Origin of the sequence: Leclercia sp. W17 (assembly GCF_003336325.1) — a bacterium.
GTDB lineage: Bacteria > Pseudomonadota > Gammaproteobacteria > Enterobacterales > Enterobacteriaceae > Enterobacter.
This window is the reverse complement of record NZ_CP031101.1, coordinates 2,830,208-2,854,083: the sequence shown is the minus strand read 5'-3', so window position 1 is coordinate 2,854,083 and position 23,876 is coordinate 2,830,208. Positions and strand designations below refer to the sequence as shown.

The window sequence follows — 23,876 nt, the reverse complement described above, 5'->3', positions numbered from 1 at the left end:
GGGCAGGACAGAACAATGAAATTCAGTGAACTGTGGTTACGCGAATGGGTAAACACCGCGCTCGACAGCGAGGCGCTCTCTAACCAGATCACCATGGCAGGCCTGGAAGTGGACGGCGTTGAGCCGGTTGCTGGCGCGTTTAATGGCGTGGTTGTGGGTGAAGTGGTGGAGTGCGGCCAGCACCCGAATGCAGACAAGCTGCGTGTTACCAAAGTAAACGTGGGCGGCGAACGCCTGCTGGATATCGTCTGCGGCGCGCCAAACTGCCGTCAGGGCCTGAAGGTAGCCGTGGCGACCGTTGGGGCAGTGCTGCCTGGCGATTTCAAAATTAAAGCGGCGAAACTGCGCGGCGAGCCATCTGAAGGCATGCTGTGCTCTTTCTCTGAGCTGGGTATTTCTGACGACCACTCTGGCATCATTGAGCTGCCAGCAGATGCCCCAATCGGTACCGACCTGCGCGAATACCTGAAGCTTGATGACAACACCATCGAAATCAGCGTGACCCCGAACCGTGCTGACTGCTTAGGCATTATTGGCGTTGCGCGCGACGTTGCTGTGCTCAACCAGACCGAACTGAACGTGCCAGAGATTGCACCGGTTGCTGCCACCATCAACGATACCGTATCGATTCAGGTTGACGCACCGGATGCCTGTCCGCGCTACCTTGGCCGTGTGGTTAAAGGCATTAACGTGAAGGCACCCACTCCGCTGTGGATGAAAGAGAAGCTGCGCCGCTGCGGCATCCGCTCCATCGATGCGGTGGTTGATGTGACCAACTACGTCCTGCTGGAGCTCGGTCAGCCAATGCACGCGTTCGATAAAGATCGCATCGAAGGCGGCATTGTGGTTCGTATGGCAAAAGAGGGCGAGCCCCTGGTTCTGCTCGACGGCAGCGAAGCCAAACTCAATGCCGACACGCTGGTGATTGCCGACCACGGCCAGGCGCTGGCGATGGGCGGGATCTTTGGCGGCGACCACTCCGGCGTGAACGATGAAACCCAGAACGTGCTGCTGGAATGTGCATTCTTCAGCCCGCTCTCCATTACCGGTCGCGCACGTCGTCACGGCCTGCATACCGACGCTTCTCACCGCTATGAGCGCGGCGTGGATCCGGCGCTGCAGTACACAGCGATGGAGCGCGCTACCCGCCTGCTGATCGACATCTGCGGTGGTGAAGCCGGTCCGGTTGTTGATGTGACCAGCGACGCGCATCTGCCGAAGCCTGCGACCATTACCCTGCGCCGCAGCAAACTGGACCGCCTGATTGGCCACCACATTGCCGATGCGCAGGTGAGCGACATTCTGCGCCGTCTGGGCTGTGAAGTGACCGAAGGCCAGGACCAGTGGACAGCCGTTGCGCCAAGCTGGCGTTTCGATATGGAGATCGAAGAAGATCTGGTGGAAGAAGTGGCCCGTGTCTACGGCTACAACAACATCCCTGATGAGCCGGTGCAGGCAGGCCTGGTGATGGGCTCCCATCGCGAAGCCGACCTCTCTCTGAAGCGTGTGAAAACCATGCTGAACGATAAAGGCTACCAGGAAGTGATCACCTACAGCTTCGTTGACCCGAAAGTGCAGCAGCTGATCCACCCGGGCCAGGAAGCGTTGATCCTGCCAAGCCCAATCTCCAGCGAAATGTCCGCCATGCGCCTGTCGCTGCTGACCGGCCTGCTGGGCACCATCGTCTACAACCAGAACCGTCAGCAGAACCGCGTGCGCATTTTCGAAACCGGGCTGCGCTTTGTGCCGGACACTCAGGCGAGCCTGGGTATCCGTCAGGATCTGATGCTGGCGGGCGCTATCTGCGGCAACCGCTATGAAGAGCACTGGGATCTCAGCAAAAACAGCGTTGATTTTTACGACCTGAAAGGCGATCTGGAATCGGTGCTGGATCTGACCGGTAAATTGTCTGAAATTGAGTTCCGTGCTGAAGCCATTCCGGCGCTGCATCCGGGACAAAGCGCCGCGATTTATCTGAAAGGTGAACGCGTTGGTTTCATTGGTGTTGTGCATCCGGAACTGGAACGCAAACTCGATCTCAATGGCCGTACACTGGCGTTTGAGCTGGAGTGGAACAAGGTCGCAGACCGCGTCATTCCTCAGGCTCAGGAGATTTCTCGCTTCCCGGCAAACCGTCGTGATATCGCAGTTGTGGTGGCTGAAAATGTGCCTGCCGCAGATATTTTGGCCGAATGTAAGAAAGTTGGCGTAAATCAGGTAGTTGGCGTAAACTTATTTGACGTGTACCGCGGCAAGGGCGTGGCAGAGGGCTTTAAGAGCCTGGCTATCAGTCTGATCCTTCAGGATACCAGCCGTACACTCGAAGAAGAGGAGATTGCCGCTACCGTTGCCAAATGTGTAGAGGCATTAAAAGAGCGATTCCAGGCATCATTGAGGGATTGAACCTATGGCGCTTACAAAAGCTGAAATGTCCGAATATCTGTTTGATAAGCTTGGGCTTAGCAAACGGGATGCCAAAGAGCTGGTTGAGCTGTTTTTCGAAGAGATCCGTCGCGCTCTGGAAAACGGTGAGCAGGTGAAACTCTCCGGCTTTGGTAACTTTGATTTGCGCGACAAGAATCAACGTCCGGGTCGTAACCCGAAGACGGGTGAGGATATTCCCATTACGGCTCGCCGCGTGGTGACCTTCAGACCCGGCCAGAAGTTAAAAAGCCGTGTCGAAAATGCTTCACCCAAAGCAGAGTGAGATGATCTAACTAAAAAGGCCGCGAAAGCGGCCTTTTTTCTTTGCGCTGCTGTAAACCCACCGTAAAATCAATTACATCTTTTTCCCGCAAAATGATTCCAATGTCTGAATTTGCCCGTCTGCAATACCGTTCCGATCTGCGTAAAGTGCTCTTACTGCTGCTGGCGCTGATCACCGCGCTAGGGTTGAGCCTCTGCGCGGGCGAGCAATGGATAGGGCCGCAGTCGTGGTTTACGCCGCAGGGGGAGCTGTTTATCTGGCAGATCCGACTGCCACGCACTCTGGCCGTGGTGCTGGTGGGCGCTGGGCTGGCGCTAAGCGGGACAATCATGCAGGCGCTGTTTGATAACCCGCTGGCGGAGCCTGGCCTGTTGGGCGTTTCGAACGGGGCGGGAGTCGGATTGATTGCCGCTGTGATGCTGGGTGGGGGAGCCCTGTCCGGATGGGAACTGAGCCTCTGCGCTATTGCCGGAGCACTCATCATTACCCTTATTCTGTTGCGCTTCGCCCGTCGTCATCTCTCAGTGAGCCGTCTGCTGCTTGCCGGTGTGGCGCTGGGCATCATCTGTAGCGCCCTGATGACCTGGGCGGTCTATTTTTCTACCTCATTTGATTTGCGCCAGCTGATGTACTGGATGATGGGCGGCTTCGGTGGCGTGAATTGGGAACAGGGCTGGCTGATGCTGCTGCTGGTGCCTGCCATCGTCTGGGGCTGCTTTCAGGCCGCGCCGCTGAACATCCTGGCGCTGGGCGAAGTCTCTGCTCGCCAGCTTGGATTGCCGCTAACCTTCTGGCGGAACATTCTGGTGATCGCCATTGGCTGGATGGTGGGCGTGAGCGTGGCGCTGTCTGGCGCCATCGGCTTTATCGGCCTTGTTATCCCCCATATGCTGCGTTTGTGTGGCATCACCGACCATCGGTTGCTGCTGCCTGCTGCGGCCGTGACAGGCGGCGCTACGCTGCTTATTGCCGACATCATAGCGCGTCTGGCACTGACTGCAGCAGAGTTGCCGATTGGTGTTGTCACCGCTACGCTGGGAGCACCGGTATTTATCTGGCTATTATTAAAAGCTGGCCGCTAAGGCTGCCACACTGAACATCAACCTGAGGGAATGTTATGCCGAACGATATTCTGAACACCGAAGTGACGACCATTGATGGAGAAAAGACCACTCTGGAAAGCTACAAAGGCAAAGTGCTGCTGGTGGTTAACGTGGCCTCCAAATGCGGTTTGACGTCCCAGTACGAGCAGCTGGAAGCGATGCAAAAGGCGTGGGAAAAAGAGGGGTTCAGCGTGCTGGGCTTCCCGTGCAATCAGTTCCTCGGCCAGGAGCCTGGCAGCGAAGAAGAGATCAAAACATTCTGCAGCACAACCTATGGCGTAACCTTCCCGATGTTCAGCAAAGTGGATGTTAACGGTGAGAATCGCCATCCGGTTTATCAGAAGCTGGTTGCGGCAGCACCAACCGCCGTGGCGCCAGAGGGTAGCGGTTTTTATGAGCGTATGGCCAGCAAAGGGCGCGCACCGCTCTCTCTGGACGACATCCTGTGGAACTTTGAGAAGTTCCTGATCGGTCGCGACGGGAACGTCATCCAGCGCTTCTCACCGGATATGACCCCAGACGATCCGGCCATCACCTCTGCGGTTGAAAAGGCGCTGGCCAGCTAATGACCGTCCTGATGCAGCTCAGCGCCGTAGCGGTGAAAGGGCGGCTGGGCCCGCTCGATATCACCGTCAATAGCGGGGAGATCGTTCATCTTGTCGGGCCGAACGGTGCCGGGAAAAGCACGCTGCTCTCCCGTATGGCGGGTTTAACCGGTGGCGAAGGGGAGATTACCTTGTTGGGGGAACCCCTCTCACGCTGGTCGCCCACGTCGCTGGCCAGCCGCAGGGCATATCTGGCGCAGCAGCAAACTGCGCCGTTCGCCATGCCGGTCTGGCACTATCTGACGCTGCATCAGCACAATAGCCCACAAAAGACGCTGTTAAGTGACGTGGCAGCGATGCTGGGTATTGAAGATAAGCTGGCCCGCCACGTCAGCCAGCTTTCGGGTGGAGAGTGGCAGCGCGTGCGGCTGGCAGCGGTGATCCTGCAAATCCATCCCCAGGGCAATCCGCACGGTCAACTGCTGCTGCTGGATGAACCCATGACCAGTCTCGATGTGGCCCAGCAGGTGGCGCTCGACAGAGCGTTAAGCGCGCTGTCACAGCAGGGCGTTGCGGTGGTCATGAGCAGCCACGATCTCAACCATACGCTACGCCACGCGCATCGCGTCTGGTTGCTGAAGCGGGGGCAGCTCATTGCCAGCGGGGCGCGTGACGCCGTGCTGACGCCGCCGAATCTGGCGAAAGCGTATGAGATGTCTTTCCGCCGTCTGGACATCGAAGGTCACAGAATGATTATTTCGACGTCACAGGAATAACCGCTTGTTGCACAGCGACATATTCACAGGCTAAATTACAGAAAATTCAAAAGATCAGAGGATTCGTCGGGAATGCGATTCTGTTTTCTCCTGGTAGCCGCGCTATTTCTTGCAGGATGCAGCAGTCATCGCGCACCGCCGCCCAACGCGCGGCTGTCTGATTCTATCGCCGTGATTGCAGGCCTTAACGATCAGCTCCATAGCTGGGGGGGCACGCCTTATCGCTACGGTGGCATGACCCGCGGTGGGGTGGACTGCTCGGGGTTTGTCCTGCTGACGTTTCGCGACAAGTTTGCCCTGCAGTTGCCGCGTGAAACGCGCCAGCAGGCGACAATAGGCACAGAAATTGATAAAGACGATCTCTTACCGGGCGATCTGGTCTTCTTTAAAACTGGTTCCGGAGAAAGCGGCTTGCATGTCGGGATATACGATACTGATAATCAATTTATACATGCCTCGACCAGCCGCGGCGTGATGCGTTCGTCTCTTAATAACGTCTACTGGCGCAAAAATTTCTGGCAAGCCCGGCGCATTTAACCCCGTCGCGCCAGTCGGGCGCGACGCAGCTTTCCTTTTAAATGAGATTCGTTTCTGAGCATTAATTTACAGGGAACCAGAGGTGGGAATTAATGTTAAGCAATTCTGATGTTTAGCGAATACTGGCTATTAAACAGCAACCAGGATAAGATTATTTCAGGACTAAGGAAAATCCGAAAATTAAATGGAACGAATGAAATTATTCTTATTAAAATCCATAAGGTTGAATTGCTTCAGCATATGTTTCAGGATGTCATGTATCGTCTTTAAATCAGGACGGATGCCATGATTGTGATGCTGGATATTGCGTATCAAACAGAATTTTTATTGGTCCCTGCGCGCCATGACTCAGGAGCGCTAAAAGGACTTGAAATAAACGTCAACTTTGTTGGCGTTAACAATCAGGTGCGCATACCTACCGAGCTGGTGCGGCCTATGCTAACGCCTGTGCAGGAGTTGATGCTGTTTCAGGAACAGCTCGCCTTGCTTGAAACCTGCAAACTCTTTTTTATTCAGCAACAGCTCATCGCCTGGATAAATATCTCGCCAGTCATCGTTGAATACCTGATAACAGAAGACGAAGGTGTTTCAATATGTGAACGATATCCATGGCTGGAGTTCACCATTTATGAAAACTACCCTGATCTTAATAAAGGCAATTTAAATACCAGGCTAATGAATTTCGCGCTGCGCTTTCCGCTGGTGTTGGGTAATTTCGGAACCGGGGATGCGTCAACCAAAGCCATTTTTGATGGCATGTTTAAACGCGTCGCGCTGGATAAAAATTTCATTCAGAATCATCTTACTGAAAATACCTTTGATCCTTTTTTACGGGCTATCTTTGCCCAGGTATCACCGTACTGTCAGTCGCTAATGGTAGCGGGCGTTAATGATGAGATCGTCTTGCAACGGCTGTCGGCTTACGGCTTCAGTTCCATGCAGGGTAACCTGTGGCCTGCCGTTCCCCTTGAGCGGATCACATCGCTGGTGCAGTGATAACCTTGGTCTTAACCGGTGTTTAACATCTGACAAACCCACTACACTAAAAGCAGGAGGACCTATGACCCTGTCTTTTACCGCGCACTGGCATGATGAATTACCCGGTTTTTACACGGCCCTGAAACCCACGCCCCTGAACAATGCCCGTCTAATCTGGCATAACACGGCGCTGGCAGACGAACTGGCAATCCCGGCCTCGCTCTTTACCCCTGAACAAGGCGCTGGTGTCTTTGGCGGCGAAACACTGCTGCCAGGCATGCAGCCGCTGGCGCAAGTCTACAGCGGGCACCAGTTCGGCGTCTGGGCCGGACAACTGGGAGACGGGCGGGGGATCCTGCTTGGCGAACAGCTGCTTGCCAATGGACAAACAATGGACTGGCACCTGAAAGGCGCCGGACTCACGCCATACTCGCGTATGGGCGATGGCCGCGCCGTGCTACGCTCCACCATCCGCGAAAGCCTGGCTTCCGAGGCGATGCATGCCCTGGGCATTCCCACTACCCGCGCACTGTCGATTGTCACCAGCGATACCCCCGTCGCGCGTGAGACGATGGAGCTGGGGGCCATGCTCATCCGCGTTGCCCAGAGCCATGCCCGTTTCGGCCATTTTGAACACTTCTACTACCGCCGCGAGCCGGAGAAAGTCCGCCAGCTGGCAGATTTCGTTATTCGTCACTACTGGCCGCAGTGGCAGGACGAGGCCGATAAGTACATTCTCTGGTTCCGCGACGTGGTGGCGCGCACCGCATCCCTGATCGCCAGCTGGCAGACGGTGGGCTTTGCTCACGGCGTAATGAATACCGATAACATGTCGATCCTTGGGCTGACTATCGATTATGGCCCGTACGGTTTCCTCGACGACTATCAGCCAGGTTATATCTGCAACCACTCCGACTATCAGGGGCGTTACAGCTTTGATAACCAGCCTGCTGTCGGGCTGTGGAACCTGCAGCGTCTGGCCCAGTCCCTGTCGCCGTTCATTGATGTTGAAGCGCTCAACGACGCGCTAGATGGCTATCAGGAGGTGCTCCTGCAGCAATACGGCAAACTGATGCGCCGCAAGCTGGGGCTGATGACCGAGGAGAAGGGCGATAACACCCTCCTGAATAACCTGTTTGCGCTGATGGCTCGCGAAGGCAGCGACTACACCCGCACCTTCCGCATGCTGGGGCAAACCGAGCAGCAAAGCGCCGCTTCGCCGCTACGCGATGAGTTTATCGACCGTCAGGCCTTTGATGACTGGTTTGCGATTTACCGCACGCGCCTGCAGCAGGAGAACGTTGCCGACGATGTACGTCAGGCCCAAATGAATGCCGTCAATCCGGCGATGGTGCTGCGTAACTGGCTGGCGCAGCGGGCGATCGAGCAGGCAGAAAAAGGCGATTATGCTGAGCTTCACCGCCTGCATGATGCCCTTCGGACGCCGTTTGCTGACCGTAACGATGACTATATCAGCCGCCCGCCAGACTGGGGCAAGCGGCTTGAGGTGAGTTGCTCAAGCTAATGCGTGAGAAAACCGGCTGCGGTGGCGAAGGGGTTATTTTGTGAGGATGAGTTTTCCGGCATGTGTCTGGCGCAACAGGTAGTGCTGACCATGATGCTCAATGATGACGCGTCCCTCTTCGCCCAGCAGCTGTTTACTGTCGATACGGCGATCGGTCGCCTCCGGGGCCGGCGCTATTTTGTCTTCATGACGGGCAAGCGTTGCTGCAGTGTTATCCATACGTGACATATAAATTTTTAAAATAGCAATCAATGTAACATTGATAATCATTATCGATAAACTGACCGGTTCAGCAACTGTTTTTGTGAGAAAAAATAAGAGGCTTGCGAGATGCGGCCTGAAAAAAAAACCGGTGTCGCTTAACTTACCGGGCCTGCAGTATCAGATTGTGGCGTTTTGTAGGCCGGGTAAGGCGTAGCCGCCACCCGGCGCAGGTGCTAAAAGCGCGAGTCCACCGCCGCCGCCAGTTTATCCAGCAGCACTTCAGTATCTTCCCAGCTCAGGCAAGGATCGGTAATTGACTGGCCGTAAGTCACAGGCTGGCCGACCACCACTTTTTGCGTACCTTCGCGCAGGAAACTTTCGGCCATCACCCCGGCAATGGCGCTGGAGCCGTTGCGGATCTGCTGACAAACCTCGTCGCAGACATCAAGCTGGCGACGGTGCTGCTTCTGGCAGTTACCGTGGCTGAAATCCACCACTAGCTGTTCCGGCAGGTCGAACTCGCGCAAGGTATCGCAGGCTTCCGCGATATCCTGCGGATGATAGTTCGGCTGTTTGCCGCCGCGCATAATGATGTGACCGTAAGGGTTGCCGCTGGTCTGATAGATGGTCATCTGACCGTTCTTGTCCGGCGACAGGAACATATGGCTGGCGCGGGCGGCGCGGATGGCATCTACTGCGATGCGGGTATTGCCGTCGGTGCCGTTTTTAAAGCCCACCGGGCAGGAGAGCGCCGAGGCCATTTCACGGTGGATCTGGCTTTCGGTGGTACGGGCGCCAATCGCCCCCCAGCTGATGAGATCGGCAATAAACTGTCCGGTCACCATATCGAGAAATTCAGTGGCGGTCGGCACGCCAAGCTCGTTGACCTGCAACAGCAGTTTGCGCGCAAGCTGGATGCCGTGATTGACCCGGTAGCTGCCGTTTAAATCGGGATCCGAGATCAGCCCTTTCCAGCCTACCACCGTGCGCGGCTTCTCAAAGTAGGTACGCATTACGATCTCCAGCCGTGACTGGTGCTTATCCCGGAGTCCTTTCAGGCGCTGGGCGTAGTCCATCGCCGCGTCGAGGTCGTGAATAGAGCAGGGGCCAACAATCACCAGCAGGCGGCGATCGTCCCCATTAAGGATTTTTTCAATACGTTTACGTGACGTTGTCACGTGCTCGGCCACTGCCGCAGAAACAGGGTACCGCTGGGCCAGCTCTGCTGGCGTCACCAGGCTATCGATACGCGCTGTGCGGAGTTCATCGGTTTTATTCATGGTATTTCTCAGAATGTAGTGCTTCATCGGTAACTTACCGGGAAGTGATGGGCATCACCTTAAACCAATCCCCGCTGATTTCAAGTGCAGGGCACAGACGTGCCCTGTAATGGGGAGCGAGTATAAAGGATTATGAACTAATGTACTAGCCTGTTAGTACATGCGGCGATTCAGGCCCATAATATCGAGAATTTTGGTGGCGATCTCTTCGACCGAATAGTTGGTGCTGTTCAGACACGGAATATTGTTTTTACGGTACAGGGCTTCGACTTCAGCCACTTCCATACGGCACTGGCGCATCGAGGCGTAGCGGCTGTTTTCCCGGCGCTCTTCACGGATGGCCGCCAGGCGTTCCGGGTTAATGGTCAGACCAAACAGCTTATGTTGCAGGGGTTTTAACGCCGCCGGGAGTACCAGATTATCCATATCATCGGCAATAAAAGGGTAGTTGGCGGCGCGGATCCCGAACTGCATCGCCAGATAGAGGCTGGTAGGGGTCTTACCGCAGCGCGACACGCCGAGCAGAATGACCTGGGCCTGATCGAGATTACGCAGTGAGATGCCGTCATCATGGGCGAGGGTGTAATCGATGGCGGCAATACGCGCGTCATATTTAGTGATGTTCGCCGGGTTCAGGCCATGGGTGCGGTGCGCCACCGGGGTGGGATCCAGTTTCATCTCCTGCTGTAGAGGGGCCACCAGCGCCTGGACGATATCCTGGCAAAAGCCTTCGCTCTGTAAAATGATCTGGCGAATCTCCGGGATCACAATCGAATAGAAGACCAGCGGGCGCACGCCGGTCTGCTGAAAAATGGCATCGATTTGATCTTTCACTGCTCTGGCGCGGCTCTCATTTTCCACAAACGGCAGGGTGATGCTGTTAATGGAAACCGGGAACTGCGACATCACCGCATGGCCCAGTACTTCGGCGGTGATGGCCGTACCATCGGAAATATAAAAAACGTGGCGATCGACAGCATTATCCATTTTGCACACTCGGTATATCAGATGTAATTGACTGAAAGCATAAATTAAAAAAGTAAAATACAACAGGCAATGTACGCTGGAAAATAAAAATGAAACGCTATTTTTATTTTAAATGAAAGGGGTGTTTCATTTTTCAAAATCACACTAAAGTCTGAGGGTTTTTGTGGGAATCCATAAGAATCATCAGGTTAGGATTTAAGCGGGAAGAGTCTGAAAAGCTAAAAAATAAAAGTGCTTACACGATTCACCGTTTTTTTAGTGCGAATAAATATGACAGTATAAATACGCAGTAAGGAACTTCTTAAAACCCGTTCATATATCATAAAAGGATTGTTTCGATGTCCAACAATGGCTCGTCACCGCTGGTGCTTTGGTATAACCAACTCGGCATGAATGATGTAGACAGAGTTGGAGGCAAAAATGCCTCCCTGGGTGAAATGATTACAAATCTGTCCAGTATGGGTGTCTCCGTACCGAATGGATTTGCTACCACCGCCGATGCTTTTAACTATTTTCTGGATCAAAGCGGCGTAAACCAGCGCATTTACGAACTACTGGATAATACGGACATTGATGATGTCTCCGAGCTTGCTAAAGCCGGGGCTCAGATCCGCCAGTGGATCATCGACACACCTTTCCAGCCTGAACTGGAAAAAGCCATTCACGACGCCTACAACCAGCTTTCCGCTGACGATGCGCAGGCCTCCTTTGCCGTGCGCTCCTCTGCGACCGCAGAAGATATGCCGGATGCCTCCTTCGCCGGACAGCAGGAGACCTTCCTCAACGTGCAGGGCTACGATGCGGTGCTGGTGGCGGTAAAACATGTGTTTGCCTCCCTGTTTAACGACCGCGCAATCTCCTATCGCGTGCATCAGGGTTATGACCACCGCGGCATTGCGCTGTCGGCGGGCGTGCAGCGCATGGTGCGTTCAGACCTGGCCTCCTCAGGGGTGATGTTCTCTATTGATACCGAATCGGGTTTCGATCAGGTGGTCTTTATCACCTCTGCCTGGGGTCTGGGCGAGATGGTGGTGCAGGGTGCTGTCAACCCTGACGAATTCTATGTCCACAAACCAACTCTGGCCGCGGATCGCCCGGCTATCGTGCGCCGTACCATGGGGTCGAAAAAGATCCGCATGGTTTACGCCCCGACCCAGGAGCACGGTAAGCAGGTTCGCATTGAAGATGTGCCGCAGGAACAGTGCGACCGCTTCTCCCTGACCGATGCCGAAGTGCAGGAGCTGGCGAAGCAGGCGGTGCAGATTGAGAAGCACTATGGCCGTCCGATGGATATCGAATGGGCCAAAGACGGTAACACCGGCAAACTGTTCATCGTCCAGGCGCGTCCGGAAACCGTCCGTTCCCGCGGCCAGGTGATGGAGCGATACACACTGCATGCCCAGGGCAAAATCATCGCTGAAGGCCGTGCTATCGGCCACCGTATCGGTGCAGGCCCGGTGAAAGTGATCCACGACATCAGTGAAATGAACCGTATCCAGCCGGGCGATGTGCTGGTAACCGACATGACCGACCCGGACTGGGAACCGATCATGAAAAAGGCCTCGGCGATTGTCACCAACCGTGGCGGTCGTACTTGTCACGCGGCGATCATCGCCCGTGAGCTGGGTATTCCGGCGGTTGTCGGCTGTGGTGACGCCACGGAACGCATGAAGGACGATGAGAACGTCACCGTCTCCTGCGCCGAAGGCGACACCGGTTATGTCTACGCGGAGCTGCTGGACTTCAGCGTGAAGAGCTCCAGCGTGGATACCATGCCGGATCTGCCGCTGAAGATCATGATGAACGTCGGCAACCCGGACCGGGCGTTTGACTTCGCCTGCTTGCCAAACGAAGGTGTTGGCCTGGCGCGTCTGGAGTTCATCATCAACCGTATGATCGGGGTTCACCCGCGTGCGCTGCTGGAGTTCGATGACCAGGATCAGAAGCTGCAAAAAGAGATCCGCGAGATGATGAAAGGCTACGACTCGCCGAAAGAGTTCTACGTTGGCCGTCTGGCTGAAGGGATTGCGACGCTGGGTGCGGCCTTCTTCCCGAAACGCGTCATCGTGCGTCTCTCTGATTTCAAATCTAACGAATATGCCAACCTGGTGGGCGGCGAGCGTTACGAACCAGAAGAAGAGAACCCGATGCTGGGCTTCCGTGGCGCCGGTCGTTATGTCTCTGACAGCTTCCGCGACTGCTTTGCCCTGGAGTGCGAAGCGGTGAAACGCGTGCGCAACGATATGGGGCTGACCAACGTTGAGATCATGGTGCCGTTCGTGCGTACCGTGGATCAGGCGAAAGCGGTCATTGACGAACTGGCGCGTCAGGGGCTGAAGCGCGGCGAGAACGGGCTCAAAATCATTATGATGTGTGAGATCCCGTCCAACGCCCTGCTGGCAGAACAGTTCCTGGAACACTTCGACGGCTTCTCCATCGGCTCGAACGATATGACGCAGCTGGCGCTGGGTCTGGATCGCGATTCTGGCGTAGTCTCCGCGCTGTTTGATGAGCGTAACGAGGCGGTCAAAGCGCTGCTGTCGATGGCCATCCGTGCCGCGAAGAAGCAAGGTAAGTACGTGGGTATCTGTGGTCAGGGACCTTCCGATCATGAAGACTTTGCCGCATGGCTGATGGAAGAGGGGATCGACAGCCTGTCCCTCAACCCGGACACCGTAGTACAAACCTGGCTGAGCCTGGCCGAACTTAACAAGTAACATTCATGTTCTGCACGATAAAAGGTGAGGATGTTGATCCTCACCTTTTTTATTTTCACCGAGACTTGCTCTCCATCACAAATAAATAAAAAAACTAAATATCATAATTTGTCTGTTAATTTAGACAATTGTTAGCAGGCAAGGCGTTGCTAATAATTGAGCCTCGAATGCGCAAGAATCTGATTCTTGCGCAGCTGGTTGAAATAATTTTAACCTGATAAAAAGGCTCATTAAAAATGACAATTTCCTCTGTATTGAGTACGAAGGATAAAATAGGCTATGGATTAGGTGATATGGCCAGCGCGCTGGTGTGGCAAACGGCGACGTTATTTTTGGCCTACTTTTATACCGATGTTTTTGGCCTGCCTGCGGCCATTATGGGTACCATGTTTTTAGTCGTCAGGGTAGTGGATGCCTTTGTCGATCCCTGTATTGGGGCGCTGGTCGATCGCACCCAAACCCGCCACGGTCGTTTCCGCCCTTGGCTGCTCTGGTTCGCCATTCCGTTTGGCGTCAGCTGCCTGATTACCTTCTATGTACCGGACGTAGGCGCCACGGCAAAAATTGTCTATGCCTGTGTAACCTACGCCATTTTAAGCCTTATCTACTCCGCCATTAATGTGCCTTACTGCGCAATGCCCGGCGCTCTGACGCTGGATCCGCGCGAGCGCCACTCCCTGCAATCCTGGCGTTTTGGTTTGTCGTTTATCGGTGGCCTGATCGTCACGGTTATCGCCTTACCTCTGGTCTCTTATTTAGGCAATGACAACGTTCAGAAGGGCTATTTTTATGCCATGAGCCTTATGGGGTTATTAGGCATTATCTTATTCTTCTGCTGTTTCTTTATGACCCGCGAACGTTATTCTCCCCGTAATGACACCTCGGGCTCAATGCTGACGGATTTAAAATTGCTGGCCGGAAATAGCCAGTGGCGAATCGTTTTTCTGTTCAATATTCTCCTGCTCACCGCGGTGGTCACGCGTGGATCAGCAACGATGTATTACGTGAAATATGTTCTGCTGCGCCCTGAGCTGATTTTTGCTTTTATTGTCTCGGGGATGGTGGCTTCGCTGAGCGGCGCTTTATTATCCGAACGCCTGCTGGGGAAATTTGACCGGGTTCGCGCATATCAGTGGACCATTATTACCTTCGTTATTTTTGGCGCGCTGATCTTCTTCATTCCGCCTTCCCAGGTCTGGCTGATCTTTGGTTTGAATATCATCTTTAGCTTCATACAAAACCTGACCACGCCGCTCCAGTGGACCATGTTCTCCGACGTGGTGGACTACGAAGAGCATCGCAGCGGCCGCCGACTCGACGGGCTGGTGTTCTCTACCGCGCTGTTCGCCATCAAATTTGGCCTTGCGCTGGGCGGTGCCGTGGTGGGCTGGGTGCTGGGGATGGTGGATTACGCACCGGGAGAGGCTACCCAGACCCCGCACGTGCTCTCTACCATTAACGCCTTGTTCACCCTGATCCCCTGCGGCCTGTTTATTTGCATGGTGCTACTGCTGGCGGTCTACAAGCTCAACAGCCGACTGGTGGATACCATTGCGCGTGAACTCGCCAGCAAACGTGAAACCCGTAACGAGGCTGGGCACCTCAGCCCGGCAATTCATTCCGCAATTCAGGAGTAACTGATGACTGCTATTTACAAGGATGCGGGCCGTCCCGTGCAGGAGCGCGTCGCCGACTTACTGGCGCGCATGTCCCCGGAAGAGAAATTTGCCCAGATGCACGCCTACTGGCTGATCCTCGATGAGAACGGCAACCACCGTGAGCGTAGCGATCTGAGCGATGAATTTGCCGGTGTAAGTGAACAGGCCGCCCTGAGCGAACGACTGAAGCTGGGCGTCGGGCAGATAACCCGTCCGCTGGGCACCCACATCGTTGATGCCAGAACCGGCGTGCGTGCCGCTAATCGTCTGCAACGCATGATGATGGAGGAGACGCGGCTCGGTATACCGGCGCTGTTCCACGAAGAGTGCCTGGTGGGGCTGTTGTGTAAAGACGCCACCCTGTTTCCTTCCTCGCTGAACTACGGTTCAACCTGGGATCCGGAGCTGGTGCAGCGTGCCGCTGAACAGATAGGTAAAGAGGCCCGCTCGGTTGGCTGTCAGCAGGGGCTGGCGCCGGTGCTGGACGTCTCCCGCGACGTACGCTGGGGGCGTACAGAAGAGACCTTTGGCGAGGACCCGTGGCTGGTGGGTGTCATGGCAACAGCATATGTGAAAGGCTTGCAGGGCGATAAACGCGATCTGCTGGCGACCCTCAAGCACTATGTTGGCCACTCCTTTAGCGAAGGGGCGCGCAACCACGCCCCGGTTCATCTTGGTTTCAGCGAACTCAACGACACTTTCCTGCTACCCTTTGAGATGGCGGTGAAGCTGGCGAATGCCGGGTCAGTGATGCCGGCTTATCACGATATTGATAATCAACCCGGCCACAGCGACCACTTCCTGCTCACCACCGTGCTACGCGAGCAGTGGGGCTTTGACGGCATCATCGTGGCGGATTACGGCGGCGTGAGTCTGTTGCATCAGCATCATGGGGTGTCCCACGATGCAGCCGAATCGGCCGCGCTGGCCTTTAACGCCGGGCTGGACGTCGAACTGCCAAAAGATGACTGCGCCCGACATCTGGCCGGGGCGGTGGAGCGGGGCCTGATCACCATGGAGAAAGTGGATGAGATCGTCGCCCGCGTGCTGACCGAAAAATTCCGCCTTGGTCTCTTTGAACATCCGTATGCCGACGAAAACGCCATCGATCTGCAAAGTGATGAGACTCGCCGGGTGGCCCGCGAGGTGGCGACGCGCTCGCTCACCCTGCTGGAGAACCGCGGCGTACTGCCTCTCTCCGGCAAACCTCACGTTGCGGTGGTTGGGCCCACGGCGGACGATCCGCTGGCGCTGTTAAGCGGCTACAGCTTCCCGGTCCATTTGATCATCAGTGACATGGTGGAAGAGACCGCCCAGGTGACCACCCCACTGCAGGCGCTGAAACACTACCTGGGCGAGGGCCACGTTCAGTATGCGCAAGGGTGCCATATCATCGAAAAACGTATGGCGGGGGCCCCGGTTTTCCCGGGGGACAGCAGCGGCAAACCGATGCAGCAGTCACCGGTTTCGCAGGATACCCACCTTATCCCGCAAGCCGTGCGGGTCGCCAACGACAGCGATGTGGTAGTGGCATGCGTGGGGGACCTGGCGGGCCTGTTCCAGAGCGGCACCGTGGGTGAGGGTTCGGATACGGACAGCCTGAATCTGCCCGGCGTACAGCAGCAGTTGCTGGAGGCGCTGGTGGCGACCGGTAAACCGGTGATTGTGGTGATGACGGGAGGGCGGCCATACAACCTGCAGGGGCTGGAAGATCGCGTAGCGGCCCTGATGATGGCCTGGGCGCCGGGTCAGGAAGGCGGCTGGGCCATCGCCGATGTACTGACCGGGCGGGCAGAGCCACAGGGCAGGCTGGTGGTCAGCGTACCGAAAAGCGCGGGGGCAATGCCTTTCTACTACAACCACAAGCTGAAAAGCGGCGGTACGCCGTTCGCTTTCCACTTTGGGGCTCGCTATCCCTTTGGCTATGGCCTGGGCTGGACGACCTTCAGCTGGGTAGCCGCACGGCTGGCTCAGCGCAGTGTGCCCGTCGACGGCGAAGTGACGCTGAGCATCGATGTGAAAAACAGCGGCGAGCGCAGCGGGAGCGAAGTGGTCCAGGTTTACGTCCGGGATAAAGTCGCCAGTCAGGTGCGGCCATTGCAGGAGCTAAAAGCCTTCCAGCGCGTCACCCTGTCTCCGGGGGAAAGCGCCACGCTCACCTTCACGCTGCCAGTTGATCTCTTCAACTTTACGCGGCGGGACGGCAAACGCGTTGTCGAACCGGGTGAGTTTGAGCTGCAGGTTGGGGCATCATCGGCAGATATTCGCGAGGTGGTGACGGTGAACGTGACCGGTGAGCCGCGGGTGCTGAAGGGTGAGTGGAAGATGCTTAGCGGATGCTCAGTGAGCCAGTTATAACGTAAGTGAGCTTACCCTGGTTCTTAATCAGGGTAAGCCCAAATTAAGTGATTAAAAAAATCCTCTTTTTTCCTTGAATAGCACTAATCCCTCAAAAAAACGGTTCGTATAGGAATAATCTTACGCGCCTGAAATATGCCCTGTGCCGCAAAATAGATCATGCTCAAATATTGCGCAATTATTGGCGGCACTTAATTCGCAAGGGCCTGTTTATCGTTAATAGAATGTCTAAAATTTATTCTTGATAGTTTGCTCATGCAACGGTCCGCGGGCTGAATTGAGCAAGACACATCTCGTTTCAGGATCAGGAATTCCTTCAGCAACGATGATAATTGATAACAGAATGATAACGGTCAAACTTGTTGCTGAGAAGATGGTGTGATATCAGTGAATAATAACTAATGATGGTAGCAAGATTCTTCTAATTTTTTTCAGGAAACATATTTAATGAAACTTAAAGCCGTGGCTGTGGCTTGTATCTGTGCTGTGTCTTTATCTGCTTGCTGTACTATTGTCGATGGAACCAAACAAAAAGTAGCAATTAACACTGATGCACCTGCGTTATTTAGTGTCAGGAATGCTGATGGAATGGAAGTCGCTAAAGGTATCGCTCCTACTACCGTTAATTTAAAACGTGGTGATGCGCCTTATCACGTAGAGGTAAGAAGAACAGAAACAAGTCCTGTTACTCGAGGCGATATAAATGATAGTAGTAATGGCTGGATGTGGGGCAATATTCTGTTCGGTGGTTTAATTGGAATTGGTGTAGACCACTTTGACGGGGCAAGCCGGGAACTTGATAAGCAGATAACACTGGTTACTATGAAAGATCCTAACCACCCTGAGCAGAACGCTAATGATTTTCAGCATGTAAGTGCTTTGGGTGAAGTGCCAGTAACACCTGTCACGATTAACAACACTATAAATAACAAGCAGGGTTAATTTGAAGTTCAAGTCTGAATTAAATGCGGTAGGGAGAGGTAGTTCTCAGAGCAATGGATAGAGGACTGTAGAACAGGCCGCGTGTTATCGCAACGTGATATTGAAGGGCAGAACTTTTAGAAGAATGCCAAGAAACCGCTGAGAAGTTTGGATGGGTTTTCACCATTCCGGAGAAGTTGGATACGCACCTTAACGAACGATGCAGGCTGGGCATCTAAGCCAACAGCATGACAAAAGCAGAGTTCAGCTTAGTACAGGCGAAAAGGCAAAAATGGGCCACTCACGCTTCTAAGAGTGGTGCGCTATGGTTTCAGGCTTGATGACCATTCGCAAGCAGGAACCAGTGCGTTTCACACGCTTCGAAATGACACATATATTAAGCGGTTGATTTATAAGGGGAGAGAAAGAGCAGCCTCTTTGTACTTCAAACGGTTTGGCACTAATGCTCTACGAAGCCGGTAACTTACTGAAAAAAAAGCCCATCGTGGGAGATGGGCAAAGACTACACACAGCAATTCGTTGTTTCACTCAGGGGATTTCCATGCTTATAAATCAAGGTGTTGTTGATTCATAACCGTGACCTAATAGTAGGCATAGGGAATTTTTGCGTCGATCAGATTCGTCTCAATAGTTTAAGAAGCATGAAGAATTTATGAAGTAGATTGAAGGAATTACGAGCAGGAAAGGCTTTAGCAGCGCTTAAGGGAAATCAAATTGATAAGTGGTGCTTAACATTCTGGTGGGCGAACCCACCAGAACGGGAGCGTTACTTTTTGACCTCGTCCGTTTCGTTAAGGGCGGCAAGCAGCACATCAGGATCGGTTGGCGGCAGCGGGACCTCATGGACCCACGCAGAGAAGAGTCGCCAGGAGACGGCCAGCAGTACCGGTCCGATAAACAGGCCGATCATCCCAAACGCAATCAGCCCCCCGATCACGCCGGAGAGGATCAGAATCAACGGCAGGTCGGCACCCATGCGAATCAGAATCGGGCGGATAACGTTATCCATCGTGCCTACCACGCAGCTCCACACCAGCAGGAAGGTGCCCCAGGTGGTATCGCCGCTCCAGTAGAGCCAGACAATCGCCGGAACCAGAACCAGCAATGGCCCCAGCTGCATCAGGCAGGTTAACAGCATCAGCACCGTAAAGAGGGTGGCGTAAGGCACCCCGGCAATCGCCAGACCCACACCGCCCAGCACAGACTGCACCAGGGCCGTCACTACTACACCTAGCGCCACGGCACGCACGGCCTGCGCCGCCAGCAGCATCGCCGCGTCGCCGCGTGTCGAGGCCAGACGGGTGGCGAAATGGCGAACGCCCAGCGCTACCTGCTCGCCGCGCCAGTAGAGCAGGGCGCTGAACAGCAGCATCAGTACACAGTGCACGACGAAGCGGCCAAGATGCGCGGCGGTACCCACAAACCAGGTGGTGGTGGCGCCAATATAGGGCCGTACTTTCGCCATAATTGCGCTGCCGCCCATATCCAGCAGGTTATGCCAGCCGGCATAGAGCTTATCGCCAATCAGCGGGATATCGTTTAGCCAGGCCAGCTCCGGCAGCGTCATATCGCCGCTGGTGATACTGGTGATGAGCGGGCCGCTGCCGTCAACCAGGCTATTGACCAGCAACGCGACAGGAATGACAAAGAGCAGGACCAGCAGTAACGTCATCACCAGCACCGCCAGCGTCCGGCGGCCAAACAGTAAGCGTTCAAGACGAATAAATAGCGGCCAGGTGGCGATGACGACCGTTCCTGCCCAGGCAAAACCGAGAATAAAGGGTTGAACAATCCACAGACACGCAATAATCATGATTGCCAGAAACAGCACCGACAGCAAAACTTGTGCAACGTCCCTGGGCTGGTGTCGATTGACCATAGATGAAATTTACCTTTTGAGAACACCGGCAAACCGGCGAGAACATAAAACCGCATCACTACAATCATTAGTGATTTCAGCCATTTTTAACAGGCAGATTCTGCCTGTAATTCTGTCGGGCGGATACGTTTAAAATGTGATACAAAATGTGAGACACAACGCAAACGATTATCTACAACTCTTAAGATTGGGCAGGGTCGACAGTAATGATCCCACAAATTTCTCAGGCACCCGGCGTCGTTCAGCTGGTGCTGAATTTTTTGCAGGCACTGGAGCAACAGGGTTTTACCGGCGATACCGCCACACGTTATGCCGACCGGCTGACCATGGCGACCGACAACAGTATCTACCAGCTACTTCCCGATGCAGTCGTTTTTCCCCGTTCTACCGCTGATGTGGCACTCCTGGCCCGTGTGGCCTCCCAGGAGCGTTTCGCTTCGCTGATTTTCACCCCTCGCGGCGGCGGCACTGGCACCAACGGCCAGGCGCTTAACACGGGGATCGTCGTCGATATGTCCCGCTACATGAACCGCATCATTGAGATCAACCCGGAAGAGGGGTGGGTGCGGGTAGAAGCGGGGGTAATCAAGGATCAGCTCAATCAGTTTCTGAAACCTTACGGCTATTTTTTTGCCCCGGAGCTGTCGACCAGTAACCGCGCTACTCTCGGTGGGATGATCAATACCGACGCCTCCGGTCAGGGCTCGCTGGTCTACGGTAAAACCTCCGATCACGTTCTTGGCGTGCGGGCGGTACTGCTGGGCGGCGATATTCTTGATACCCAGCCTGTGCCGGTTCAGCTTGCCGAAACGCTCGGCAAGGACAACACCACCGCCGGGCGTATCTACCGCACCGTGCTGGAACGCTGCCGAGACAACCGCCAGCTGATTATCGATAAATTCCCGAAACTGAACCGCTTCCTGACCGGTTACGATCTGCGTCATGTCTTTAATGACGATCTCAGTCAGTTCGATTTAACCCGCATCCTCACTGGCTCAGAAGGGACGCTGGCCTTTATCACTGAGGCGCGTCTCGACATCACCCGCCTGCCAAAAGTGCGCCGCCTGGTGAATGTGAAGTACAACTCTTTCGACTCTGCGCTGCGTAATGCGCCGTTTATGGTGGATGCCCGGGCGCTGTCTGTTGAGACCGTTGACTCAAAAGTGCTCAACCTGGCGCGGGAAGATATCGTCTGGCACTCGGTCAGCGAGCTTATCGCTGACGTGCCCGATAAAGAGATGCTGGGCCTGAACATCGTTGAGTTTGCCGGCGATGACGCAGCGCTTATCGAAAGCCAGGTTGCTGCCTTATGCCAGCGGCTGGACGAGCTGATCGCCCGGGGCGAAGGTGGGGTGATTGGCTGGCAGCTGTGTAACGATCTCGCTGGCATCGAACGTATCTATGCGATGCGTAAAAAAGCGGTGGGGTTGCTGGGCAACGCTAAAGGGGCTGCCAAGCCGATTCCGTTTGCTGAAGATACCTGCGTGCCGCCGGAGAACCTGGCGGACTATATCGTTGAGTTCCGCGCTCTGCTCGACAGCCACGGCCTGAGCTACGGCATGTTCGGCCATGTCGATGCCGGAGTGCTGCACGTACGCCCGGCGCTGGATATGTGCGATCCGCAGCAGGAGATCCTGATGAAGCAGATCTCCGATGAGGTGGTGGCGCTCACCGCCAAATATGGCGGTCTGCTGTGGGGCGAGCACGGAAAAGGCTTCCGCGCAGAGTACAGCCCGGCCTTCTTTGGCGAACAGCTCTATGGCGAGCTGCGCAAAATCAAAGCGGCCTTTGACCCTGATAACCGTCTCAACCCCGGTAAAATCTGTCCGCCGGAGGGTATCGACGCCCCGATGATGCAGGTGGATGCAGTCAAGCGCGGCACCTTTGACCGCCAGATCCCCATTGCCGTGCGCGCCTCCTGGCGCGGTGCGATGGAGTGTAACGGTAACGGCCTGTGCTTTAACTTCGATGCGAAAAGCCCGATGTGTCCGTCAATGAAGATCACCAGCAACCGCATCCACTCGCCGAAAGGACGTGCGACGCTGGTGCGCGAGTGGCTGCGTCTGCTGGCCGATCGCGGCGTGGATCCGCTGGCGCTGGAGAAAGAGCTGCCGGAGAAACGCGCCAGCCTGCGCACCCTTATCGCGCGCACTCGCAACAGCTGGCATGCGAGTAAAGGGGAGTACGACTTCTCCCACGAGGTGAAAGAGGCGATGTCGGGCTGCCTGGCCTGTAAAGCCTGCTCTACCCAGTGCCCGATTAAGATCGACGTGCCGGAGTTCCGCTCCCGCTTCCTGCAGCTCTATCACAGCCGTTATCTGCGCCCGATGCGCGATCACCTGGTCGCGACGGTGGAGAGTTATGCCCCGCTGATGGCCCGCGCGCCGCGCACCTTCAACTTCTTTATTAACCAGCCGCTGGTACGCAAACTTTCCGAGAAGCATATCGGCATGATCGACCTGCCGCTGCTCTCCACGCCCTCCCTGCAGCGTCAGATGGTCGGCCACCGCTCTGCCAACCTGACTCTTGAGCAGCTTGAGGCGCTGAGCGCGGAGCAAAAAGCGAAAACGGTGCTGGTGGTGCAGGATCCCTTTACCAGCTATTACGATGCCCAGGTGGTAGCGGACTTTATTCGTCTTGCCGAGCGGTTAGGATACCAGCCGGTGCTGCTGCCGTTTTCACCAAACGGCAAGGCGCAGCACATCAAAGGTTTCCTCAGCCGCTTTGCGAAAACCGCGCAAAAAACCTCGGACTTCCTTAACCGGGTGGCGCAGCTGAGTATGCCGATGGTCGGGGTCGATCCGGCGCTGGTGCTCTGCTATCGCGATGAGTACAAACAGACCCTTGGTGACAAGCGCGGCGACTTCCACGTCATGCTGGTACATGAGTGGCTGCCAACGATCCTCGATGCGCAACCCGTCCAGGAGACCAGCGGCGAGGCGTGGTATCTGTTTGGACACTGTACCGAAGTGACCGCATTGCCGGGCGCGCCAGCGCAGTGGGCGGCCATTTTCGCCCGCTTTGGCGCGAAGCTGGAGAGCGTCAGCGTCGGCTGTTGCGGCATGGCCGGAACCTACGGACACGAGGTGGTGAACCACGCGAACTCGCTGGGCATCTACGAGCTTTCCTGGCACCAGGCGATGCAGCGCCTGCCGCGCAGCCGCTGCCTGGCGACCGGCTACTCCTGCCGTAGCCAGGTCAAACGCGTCGAAGGCAACGGCGTGCGCCATCCGCTGCAGGCCTTACTGGAGATTATGGGATGATCTGGAAACGTGCGGTGACGTTGCAGGCGTTAAACGCCATGAGTGACGGAAATATGGTGGGCTTGCTGGATATCCAGTTTACCCGCATCGGCGAGGATGAACTGGAGGCTACCATGCCGGTCGACAGCCGTACCAATCAGCCTTTTGGGCTGCTGCACGGTGGTGCATCGGTGGTGCTGGCCGAAACCCTGGGCTCGGTGGCCGGCTACCTCTGTACCGAAGGAGAGCAGAAGGTGGTGGGGCTGGAGGTGAATGCCAACCATATTCGTTCCGTGCGCAGCGGCCGGGTACGCGGCGTCTGTCGCGCGTTGCATGCTGGCTCGCGCCATCAGGTATGGCAGATTGAGATCCTGGATGAGCAGAACCGTTTATGCTGTTCGTCGCGGCTGACTACCGCGGTGATATAAAGCGAAAGGC

Annotated in this window: 18 protein-coding genes and 1 other RNA gene; 14 read left to right on the top strand and 5 right to left on the bottom strand. The window is 55.4% G+C overall.

Features of this window, described 5'->3' with window-relative positions; genetic code table 11:
* The first annotated feature begins 15 nt into the window (after positions 1-15).
* The 8 genes from pheT (at position 16) to selO (ending at position 8,171) form a co-directional block, all read left to right on the top strand.
* Positions 16-2,403 (top strand): phenylalanine--tRNA ligase subunit beta, encoded by a 2,388-nt coding sequence (gene pheT, locus DVA44_RS14065; protein WP_114387310.1) that lies wholly within the window; start codon positions 16-18, stop codon positions 2,401-2,403.
* A gap of 4 nt (positions 2,404-2,407) precedes the next feature.
* Entirely contained in the window at positions 2,408-2,707 is a 300-nt protein-coding gene (ihfA, locus tag DVA44_RS14060; protein WP_006820203.1) for an integration host factor subunit alpha, read from the top strand.
* Between the two features lie 101 nt (positions 2,708-2,808).
* Positions 2,809-3,789, top strand: a complete 981-nt coding sequence (gene btuC, locus DVA44_RS14055) for a vitamin B12 ABC transporter permease BtuC (RefSeq protein ID WP_114387309.1) — start codon at positions 2,809-2,811, stop codon at positions 3,787-3,789.
* Between the two features lie 35 nt (positions 3,790-3,824).
* On the top strand, positions 3,825-4,376 hold the full coding sequence (locus DVA44_RS14050) for a glutathione peroxidase (RefSeq protein WP_114387308.1): 552 nt from the start codon (positions 3,825-3,827) through the stop codon (positions 4,374-4,376).
* Complete coding sequence (btuD, locus tag DVA44_RS14045) at positions 4,376-5,131, top strand: vitamin B12 ABC transporter ATP-binding protein BtuD (protein ID WP_114387307.1); 756 nt, start codon at positions 4,376-4,378, stop codon at positions 5,129-5,131. The genes DVA44_RS14050 and btuD overlap by 1 nt, the downstream gene beginning before the upstream one ends.
* Positions 5,132-5,203: 72 nt before the next feature.
* A complete protein-coding gene (locus DVA44_RS14040) occupies positions 5,204-5,668 on the top strand; it encodes an NlpC/P60 family protein (RefSeq protein WP_103179311.1) in 465 nt (154 codons plus the stop codon).
* Between the two features lie 285 nt (positions 5,669-5,953).
* Positions 5,954-6,664 carry an EAL domain-containing protein gene (locus DVA44_RS14035; RefSeq protein ID WP_114387306.1) on the top strand — a complete coding sequence of 237 codons (711 nt, stop codon included), beginning with the start codon at positions 5,954-5,956 and terminating at the stop codon, positions 6,662-6,664.
* A gap of 64 nt (positions 6,665-6,728) precedes the next feature.
* On the top strand, positions 6,729-8,171 hold the full coding sequence (selO, locus tag DVA44_RS14030) for a protein adenylyltransferase SelO (protein WP_114387305.1): 1,443 nt from the start codon (positions 6,729-6,731) through the stop codon (positions 8,169-8,171).
* A 33-nt stretch (positions 8,172-8,204) separates the two neighbouring features.
* On the opposite strand, the gene hemP is transcribed toward selO, so the two are convergent.
* From hemP to DVA44_RS14015, 3 genes are all read right to left on the bottom strand, one after another.
* Complete coding sequence (gene hemP, locus DVA44_RS14025) at positions 8,205-8,441, bottom strand: hemin uptake protein HemP (protein WP_210405516.1); 237 nt, start codon at positions 8,439-8,441, stop codon at positions 8,205-8,207.
* Between the two features lie 167 nt (positions 8,442-8,608).
* Positions 8,609-9,655, bottom strand: coding sequence for a 3-deoxy-7-phosphoheptulonate synthase AroH (aroH, locus tag DVA44_RS14020; RefSeq protein ID WP_103823929.1), 1,047 nt, complete (start codon positions 9,653-9,655; stop codon positions 8,609-8,611).
* A gap of 153 nt (positions 9,656-9,808) precedes the next feature.
* Entirely contained in the window at positions 9,809-10,642 is an 834-nt protein-coding gene (locus DVA44_RS14015; protein WP_103823860.1) for a pyruvate, water dikinase regulatory protein, read from the bottom strand.
* A gap of 338 nt (positions 10,643-10,980) precedes the next feature.
* On the opposite strand from DVA44_RS14015, the gene ppsA reads away from it, so the two are divergent.
* The 4 genes from ppsA (at position 10,981) to DVA44_RS13995 (ending at position 18,317) form a co-directional block, all read left to right on the top strand.
* Positions 10,981-13,359: a phosphoenolpyruvate synthase gene (gene ppsA / locus DVA44_RS14010; protein WP_114387304.1), complete on the top strand. Its 2,379-nt coding sequence runs from the start codon at positions 10,981-10,983 to the stop codon at positions 13,357-13,359.
* Between the two features lie 236 nt (positions 13,360-13,595).
* The gene (locus DVA44_RS14005; RefSeq protein WP_114387303.1) at positions 13,596-14,996 is read left to right on the top strand and encodes an MFS transporter; all 1,401 of its coding nucleotides are present in this window, start codon (positions 13,596-13,598) and stop codon (positions 14,994-14,996) included.
* A gap of 3 nt (positions 14,997-14,999) precedes the next feature.
* Entirely contained in the window at positions 15,000-17,375 is a 2,376-nt protein-coding gene (locus DVA44_RS14000) for a glycoside hydrolase family 3 N-terminal domain-containing protein (protein WP_114387302.1), read from the top strand.
* Positions 17,376-17,822: 447 nt separating this feature from the next.
* Entirely contained in the window at positions 17,823-18,317 is a 495-nt protein-coding gene (locus DVA44_RS13995; protein WP_103826488.1) for a hypothetical protein, read from the top strand.
* 467 nt (positions 18,318-18,784) lie between these two features.
* Here the strand turns inward: DVA44_RS13995 and rprA are convergent.
* Both rprA and ydiK read right to left on the bottom strand, forming a co-directional pair.
* Positions 18,785-18,895, bottom strand: an RNA gene (gene rprA / locus DVA44_RS13990) — antisense sRNA RprA.
* A 188-nt stretch (positions 18,896-19,083) separates the two neighbouring features.
* A complete protein-coding gene (ydiK, locus tag DVA44_RS13985; RefSeq protein WP_114315220.1) occupies positions 19,084-20,196 on the bottom strand; it encodes an AI-2E family transporter YdiK in 1,113 nt (370 codons plus the stop codon).
* A gap of 206 nt (positions 20,197-20,402) precedes the next feature.
* Between ydiK and DVA44_RS13980 the strand changes: the two genes are divergently transcribed.
* Positions 20,403-23,459 (top strand): FAD-binding and (Fe-S)-binding domain-containing protein, encoded by a 3,057-nt coding sequence (locus DVA44_RS13980; protein WP_114387301.1) that lies wholly within the window; start codon positions 20,403-20,405, stop codon positions 23,457-23,459.
* Positions 23,456-23,866, top strand: coding sequence for a 1,4-dihydroxy-2-naphthoyl-CoA hydrolase (gene menI / locus DVA44_RS13975; RefSeq protein WP_114387300.1), 411 nt, complete (start codon positions 23,456-23,458; stop codon positions 23,864-23,866). Before DVA44_RS13980 ends, menI begins: the two co-directional genes overlap by 4 nt.
* Positions 23,867-23,876 lie beyond the last annotated feature (10 nt).